The sequence below is a fragment of the Acidovorax sp. FG60 genome (assembly GCF_057808995.1).
In genome coordinates this window covers 1-6,696 of record NZ_JBMDJC010000044.1, presented here as the reverse complement: position 1 = coordinate 6,696, position 6,696 = coordinate 1, and the positions used below count along the sequence as shown (strand labels likewise).

The window sequence follows — 6,696 nt, the reverse complement described above, 5'->3', positions numbered from 1 at the left end:
CGCCAGTGCTAGCTTTGCGTACCGTCACTTATTGCACTGAAAACGAGGAGACCCCTAGGAGCCATAATTCATGGCAACGACAGAGGTGTTTATGAGCAACAGGCAGTACACGGATGAGTTCAAGGCCGAAGCGGTCAAGCAGGTAACCGAACGTGGCTTCCGGGTGGCCGATGTGGCCCAGCGGCTCGGGGTCTCCACCCACAGCCTGTACGAGTGGCTGCGCAAGGCGAAGAGCGCTGCCAATGCCGACGGCGCGGAGGCGGCACTGCTGCCGACGGCGAAGGACTCGGCGGAGGTCCGGCGACTGAAGGCCGAGATCAAGCGTCTGACCGAGGAGCGCGACATCCTAAAAAATGTCCGCTGTCAAGGACTTTCGATTTGCATCGGACGGACGCAAACCCATATCTGACGCGGGTTTAGAGGGTATTCGGGTTCCGGGTAGCTACGGACCGCATCCATGTCAGGAGTTGCATGGGAGCCTGGGGATTGTGCTTCCCGGCGACCTGAGGCGCGCGCCAGCGCATAGACGCTGAGTGCGCGCACGGTCACCGTACCGCTGGAGCGAGCACGCCTCTGGCAGCCGTGGCCCGCAGCCGCCCAAGGGCAAACGGCGGCGCACACAGTACTCAGCGATCGAACTGCAGGAAACTCTCGACGTTCGCATTCAGCTCTTTCACAAGAGTCTGAGCATCATCGACGATGCGCTGTAGTGAAGCGCCGCCATCCATGTAGACCCTCATGGACACCAGTTGGAGCAGGCTAAGACCGATTCGGCGCAGATCGGCCAGCGTGCTTTCCGGCACAACAGACAGCCTGAAATAGGTCCAAGTGGCGATTTGCTGGCCGATGCCATAGGTTTCCTGCTGGGCTTTCTCGACACGCCCATCGAAGATCTCTTTGTTGGCACGGTCCCACATTTGGGTCAACTTGCGGGCAAGTTTGGCAATCGCCTCCAGGACTTTTCGCTGTGTCTCATCGCTGACCTCGATAGGATCGACCAGATCGCGCATCAACTCCGCAGCAGCGAAGCCTGCGGAGTTGCACACGTCGTTGAAGTTTTCCCCTTCGCCGAGGTAGTGCCGGAACTGTGCGACTTCATCGAGCTTCTCAGCTGTGGCTTCCAACCGTTCATTGACGTGGCTCTCAATGGCCCAGTCGGAGACGGACAGGTCGCGCAGCTTTGACGCATAGACCTCCGCATCTGCCGACCAATCTTCAATCCAGGGTTTCAGGCTTCGCATCTCGGAGTCCGTATCGCTCCAGCGTCGCACGTTGGCGAGCACGTCGGCCAGCGCAGACAGCTCCGGATGATTCTTGGGTCCTTCTGCGGCCTCCCCGGGCATGGAAGCTGTCAAGGCAGCGCGAACCTCTGAGGCCGTCGCCGGTCGGTAGACCGTGCCGTGCCGGATGTACGCGCGCGAATCCACGTAGTACAGAGGCTCTGAACCCTTCTCGACAGTGATGACGAGAACGCCGAGCCCATTTGCCGATGTCCAGCCGATCTGCGGGCGGACGGGGGGATCGATGATCTGGCAAACGCCCACGATCCTTCTGCCGAGATCATCTCGAACCGCTGGGTCATGTGCATTTTCGACTCCTGGAATCGAGCCGTCGTCTGCCACTCCAAGAAGGAGTCGGCCCCCGCTGCTGGAAGCGAAAGCCGCGATTTCCTTGGCAAGATCCCGCACCTGCTTTGGCAGCTCTCGCTTGAATTCCACAGTCTCGCTCTCACCGCCCTGAGCAAGCCGAGGAATATCTTCAGATAGCTGGGCGTCCGCCCACGGTTCGATGGTCATAGCGATATCATGCCCGCGCCTCGAAAGATCTCCACGAATTCCCGAGCTCCCTGCAGCAGCTGGCGCACGCCCACGTCGCGTGATTGCTTTGACTTTGAGTAATCGCTGGTGTGTGCACCATAAACGTATCAGCGCGCCTGCGGGCCTGCGGCAGTTTGACCGAACAGAAGCTTCTTGCCCTCCTCCGTCACCGCAGGACGCGATGCGAAAGGCTCGCCGCGCGCATAGGCCCTGATCGTCGCGGGACGATTGCGAATCGCATCAAACCACCGCCGCAGACTGGGGAACTCGTCGAGTTCCTGCTGCTGGCGCTTCCACGGCACCACCCAGGGGTAGGTCGCCATGTCCGCGATCGAATAGGTTTCACCTGCGAGATATTCCTGCACGGCCAGGCGTCGGTCGAGCACACCGTACAGGCGATTGGTCTCGTTGACGTAGCGCGTGATGGCATAGGGGATCTTCTCGGGCGCATAGATGCCAAAGTGATGGTTCTGACCGGCCATGGGGCCGAGTCCACCGACCTGCCAGAAGAGCCATTCCAGCACCGCCTTGCGCTCACGCAGGTCGGTCGGCATGAAGCGACCCGTTTTCTCCGCAAGATAGACCAGGATGGCGCCCGATTCAAAGACGGTCACGGGCTCCCCGCCGTCGACCGGCTGCATGTCGATGATCGCAGGCATCCGGTTGTTCGGCGAGAACGCGAGGAACTCAGGCTTGAACTGGTCGCCCGCACTGATGTCGACAGGATGAATGCGGTATTCGAGGCCAGCCTCCTCCAGAAACATCGTGACCTTGTGGCCATTGGGCGTGGGCCAATAGTAGAGGTCGATCATTTGCGACTCCGTCGTTGAGATGTGCCGGCGCCATCGAGCAGCGCCAATGCGGGCCGGACAAGCCCACGCAGCAATTCCGGTTCTGGCCGCGATCGCGCGAGGACGCGCAGCCCCATTAGCAAGCCGAGCAGCATCCGGGCGAGATCATCGGCCGGCAACGTGATGTTGATCGCGCCGGCATCTTGGCCGGCCTTGACGCAACGGTAGAAGAAGGCCTCCATGTCGCGCAAGACAGCGGCCAGTGCAGCCTGAAACTCCGCGTCGTGAGGTGCCAGCTCCAGTGCCGAGTTCACGATCAGGCATCCCTTGCGCTGGTCGTCGGCCAGCGACAATTCGATGATCTCATCGAAGAACGCACCGATGGCCGCACGAGGTGCCAACTGGGACTCGAAGCGCCGGACCCGATCGCAAAAGCCTCGCTCGACATAGTGTTCGAGCGCCTGCCGGTACAGCGTGCGTTTGTCGCCAAACGTGTTGTACAGACTGGGGCCGGCGATACCCATCGCGTCGGCCAGGTCCCGCACCGAGGTGGCTTCGTAGCCCCTCGACCAGAAGCATTGAATCGCGGCATCGAGGGCCACTGCTTCGTCAAACTCTCTGGGGCGCGCCATGATCGTTCCTGGATCGGTTCGTGGTTGGCTTCGTGAGTGGATGCGGTGCTTGATGCCGCGTCGTCACAATGCGCTGTGGTCCTTGACCGCCTCTTCCAGCGCGCTCTTGAGCGTCAGGAATCTCGCATCGACCGCTACCGGATCGTTACGGTTGAGCGCAATCATCTGGGCTCTCGCCTCCCCGCCCCGGATGACCTCGAAAGCGTTCGCCTCGATCCCGGCGACGATGGCATCGGCCACCGCAGAAGCAGGCTCGCGCGAAAACCCCAGTTCGGGACCAGCGCGATTCGACTTCATCATCGGCGTGTCCGTGCCTCCAGGATAGGCCGTCAACACATGAATGCCTTCGCCCTTGAGCTCGCGCCTGAGCGCCTCGCCAAAGCGAGCCAGACCTGCTTTCACCGCGGCATACGTTGCATAGAAGGGTGCGCCGACCAGGGCAATGCCGGAGGCGACATTCACCACCATGGCATCTCCGCTGGCCCGCAGAGCGGGGAGCGCCGCGCGGGTCAACAAGACTGGCGCGAGCAAGTCGACGATCACCATCTGCTCGATATCGGCTTCCGTGGTGTTCTCCAGCCGGCCAGCCCGCACGCCGCCGGCGTTGTTGACGAGGATGTCGAGTCCGCCCAGCGTCTGTATCGCCTGGTCCAGCGTGGCCGCGCGTCCCTCGGGACTTCCCACGTCAGCGCAGACGCCCGTCGCCGAGTCAAGGCTGCGCAGTGCATCGTCCAGGACGCTTCTGCGCCTTCCGGTGATGACCACCCTGGCGCCTCGCGCGATCAGCGCATGGGCCAGCGCGAGGCCGATCCCGCTCGATCCGCCCGTGACGAGGACCCGCTTGTTCTTCAGTTCCATTTCAAACTCCTTGCGCCGATGCAGGGGGATAGTTCGACGGGAAGAGCGCACGCTTGGTCTCCTCGTCGTTGATCGCCTTGAACGCATGGCTCTTGGCGAGCGCCCGGGCGCGAGCGACCGCCGGACGCGCATCCACGCCTGCGAACCACCGCTTCAGTTCGGGAAAGGGCCCCAGAGGATCCTCGGCGCCCTTGCGCACGCGGGAAGCGCGATCGAGCCAGCCCCAGGCGGAGATGTCGGCGATCGTGAAACCGCTGCCGACGATGAACTCGCGTCCGGACAGGTGATCGTTGAGAACCTGATAGTGCCGCTCCGCCTCGCGGCGGTAACGATTGGCCGCGTAGTCCAAGCCCTCGGGCGCGGCGAACTGGAAGTGCACCGCCTGCCCGGAGAACGGCCCCAATCCCGAGGCGATGAAGAGCAGCCAGGACAGCAACTCCGGCCGATCCTCGGACGTGCCCAGAAGCTGGCCGGTCTTTTCCGCCAGATAGATCAGGATGGCGGTCGAGTCGAAGACCCTGACTTCGTTGCCGCCCGGCCCCTCGGTATCGACGATGGCCGGTACCTTGCCGTTCGGATTGATCGCACGAAAGGCGGGCGCATGCTGCTCGCCCTTGCTTGTGTCGACCGGCAAGGCTTCGTAGGCCAGACCGGTCTCCTCCAGAAAGAGCGCGATCTTTGCGGGGTTGGGGGTCGGATGAAAGTAGAACCGGATCATGGTGTATGCCTCGTGGTTGCGGAAATCGATGGCTTCGCTGCTTTACGGGCAGGACGTGCTGCCAAGAGCACGCCGCCAACAACGACGGCAAGTGCAACGCACTCTCCACCAGACGGCAGCTCTCCAAGTACGGGAATGGCGGCCAGCGAAGCAACGACCGGAATCAGGGCGATGATGGCTGTGGCCGCAGATGGGCCCAGAAGCGCGACAGAGCGATTGAAGGAAACGATCGCAACGCCGCTCATCAGGACGCCCTGATAGACGGCCTGCAAGCCGATCTCGCTGGGTGAGGCCATGGCGAGGCGACTGAGCCCGCCAAAAATATAGATCGGCAGGAAGAGGATGGCCGACCAGAAGCAGATCAGGGCTGCGGCCTGCACAGGTGTCAGGGCGCTGCGCCGAAAAAGCAGCGTGTAGACGGCCCACATGGCAGCGGCAGTCATCAGGGCGATGAGGCCCATCGGGTTCATGCCACCGTGAGCGGAAACACCGCCTGCAACCATGAACACCAGTCCGATGATGATGGCGAGGTAGCCACACCAGCGCGCGCGGCCCTGTTTCTCTTTCAGGAAAATCCACGCGAAGGCGCCGGCGAATACCGGCATCAGGGTCGGCGCTATCGCTGCCGCGCGGCCGGCCGACGTGAGCTGCAGGCCGAGCGCGACCGCCAGGACGAAGGGCAACCCCCAAAGGCAGGCATAGACCAGCCCCTCACGCCATTCCTTGGCTGATAGGCGTCTCTTTCCCCGCAACAGCACTGGAAGAAGAATGACGGCACCGATGCCGAACCGCAGCGCGGTCACATCCCACAGGCGAAGTTCGCGCGTGACACTGAAGCGCGTCACGACGAACCAGCCCGCAAAGATCGTGACGCTGAGCCCGGCCCAGCAGAATCCGCGCAAGACGTTCCGGGATGATCTCTGAGGCCACGACGCGGCAGCCGGTCCGACTACCGCTTCTTGCACCAAGTCGACGGCCTGCGTCACGTAACCGCCTGCTCTTGCAGCGCCGCAAGAAGTCGCTGCGGGGCCAATCGCTGCCGGTAATCGACCTCGATGAAAGCCAGCGAGATCCTCTGGTTCGGCGTGATCACATAGGTGGCGGGAACGGGCAGCTCCCAACTGGCGTCCCCATTTATGCTCGGCAGCGCCTTGTTGCTGGAACTCAAGGCATCGCGCAGTTCCTGCGGCAATGGATAGACCAGCCCGAATTGGCGAGCCACGTCATTGCCCAGATCGCTCAGGACGTTAAACGTCAACGCCTCGCGCTCCGCGGTTGACAGTGATGCGTCCGGAAGCTGAGGTGAGATGGCCAGCATGCTTGCGCCAAAGGATGCCAACTCGGGCAGCAAGGCCTGGTAGGACCGCAGTTGGAGGTTGCAGTACGGACACCAGCCACCTCGATAGAAGGTCACCACCACAGGACCTTGCTTGAGAGCAGCGGACAGCGACACCGTGCCGCCTTGGGCGTCCGGCAACGAAAAGTCGGGGGCCCTGTCTCCCTCCTTCAGCGCAGCGTGCCTCGCAAAGGTCGATCGCAGTTCCTCGATCCTGGACTCATAGAGCGCGACCCGGCCGGCTGGAGCGGTGCGGGCGAACTCCTTTCGCAATTCTTGCAGTTGTCGATCAAGATCAATAACGGCCACTTGGATCTCCCTTCGAGCAAGGCAGTCGCGGCGGGGATCGCAGCGGACTCCCGTTATTTTATATCAGTCGATAAAAAATGGCTTGTGTCAAGCGTTTTGCCTGAATGCAGGTCGCATCAGAAGCCTATACAGGTCAACGGTGTTGATTTCCACGCAGAAGTGACCCACTAACCCCCAGGAGGGGGTGCGGATAAAAACTTGGACTGGTTTTATGCCGCAAGTCCAAGGCTCACCC

General features: G+C 62.0%; 7 protein-coding genes and 1 pseudogene. 1 reads left to right on the top strand and 7 read right to left on the bottom strand.

The genetic code is table 11. The annotated features are described in order from the left end of the window. Window positions 1-91 precede the first annotated feature (91 nt). Window positions 92-361 (top strand): annotated as a pseudogene (locus ACODS0_RS27745) (transposase); the annotation flags it as partial. A gap of 265 nt (window positions 362-626) precedes the next feature. Here ACODS0_RS27745 and ACODS0_RS27740 read toward each other — a convergent pair. The 7 genes from ACODS0_RS27740 to ACODS0_RS27710 all read right to left on the bottom strand — a co-directional run bounded on the left by ACODS0_RS27740 (window position 627) and on the right by ACODS0_RS27710 (window position 6,461). Beyond that, window positions 627-1,796: an AlbA family DNA-binding domain-containing protein gene (locus ACODS0_RS27740; protein WP_013521169.1), complete on the bottom strand. Its 1,170-nt coding sequence runs from the start codon at window positions 1,794-1,796 to the stop codon at window positions 627-629. Window positions 1,797-1,924: 128 nt separating this feature from the next. Continuing rightward, window positions 1,925-2,629, bottom strand: coding sequence for a glutathione binding-like protein (locus ACODS0_RS27735; RefSeq protein WP_013521170.1), 705 nt, complete (start codon window positions 2,627-2,629; stop codon window positions 1,925-1,927). Continuing rightward, entirely contained in the window at window positions 2,626-3,240 is a 615-nt protein-coding gene (locus tag ACODS0_RS27730) for a TetR/AcrR family transcriptional regulator (RefSeq protein ID WP_013521171.1), read from the bottom strand. The genes ACODS0_RS27735 and ACODS0_RS27730 overlap by 4 nt, the downstream gene beginning before the upstream one ends. A 63-nt stretch (window positions 3,241-3,303) precedes the next feature. Next, window positions 3,304-4,098: an SDR family NAD(P)-dependent oxidoreductase gene (locus ACODS0_RS27725; protein WP_013521172.1), complete on the bottom strand. Its 795-nt coding sequence runs from the start codon at window positions 4,096-4,098 to the stop codon at window positions 3,304-3,306. A gap of 1 nt (window position 4,099) precedes the next feature. Then, entirely contained in the window at window positions 4,100-4,816 is a 717-nt protein-coding gene (locus ACODS0_RS27720) for a glutathione S-transferase family protein (protein ID WP_013521173.1), read from the bottom strand. Then, a complete protein-coding gene (locus ACODS0_RS27715) occupies window positions 4,813-5,802 on the bottom strand; it encodes a DMT family transporter (protein ID WP_013521174.1) in 990 nt (329 codons plus the stop codon). Before ACODS0_RS27715 ends, ACODS0_RS27720 begins: the two co-directional genes overlap by 4 nt. Then, the gene (locus ACODS0_RS27710; protein ID WP_013521175.1) at window positions 5,799-6,461 is read right to left on the bottom strand and encodes a peroxiredoxin-like family protein; all 663 of its coding nucleotides are present in this window, start codon (window positions 6,459-6,461) and stop codon (window positions 5,799-5,801) included. The genes ACODS0_RS27715 and ACODS0_RS27710 overlap by 4 nt, the downstream gene beginning before the upstream one ends. Between the last annotated feature and the right edge of the window lie 235 nt (window positions 6,462-6,696).

What these genes read in the sequence shown, in the direction of transcription:
- ACODS0_RS27740 (WP_013521169.1), bottom strand. Translation starts at nt 1,796, where the DNA reads ATGACCATCGAACCGTGGGCGGACGCCCAGCTATCTGAAGATATTCCT.
- ACODS0_RS27735 (WP_013521170.1), bottom strand. Translation starts at nt 2,629, where the DNA reads ATGATCGACCTCTACTATTGGCCCACGCCCAATGGCCACAAGGTCACG.
- ACODS0_RS27730 (WP_013521171.1), bottom strand. Translation starts at nt 3,240, where the DNA reads ATGGCGCGCCCCAGAGAGTTTGACGAAGCAGTGGCCCTCGATGCCGCG.
- ACODS0_RS27725 (WP_013521172.1), bottom strand. Translation starts at nt 4,098, where the DNA reads ATGGAACTGAAGAACAAGCGGGTCCTCGTCACGGGCGGATCGAGCGGG.
- ACODS0_RS27720 (WP_013521173.1), bottom strand. Translation starts at nt 4,816, where the DNA reads ATGATCCGGTTCTACTTTCATCCGACCCCCAACCCCGCAAAGATCGCG.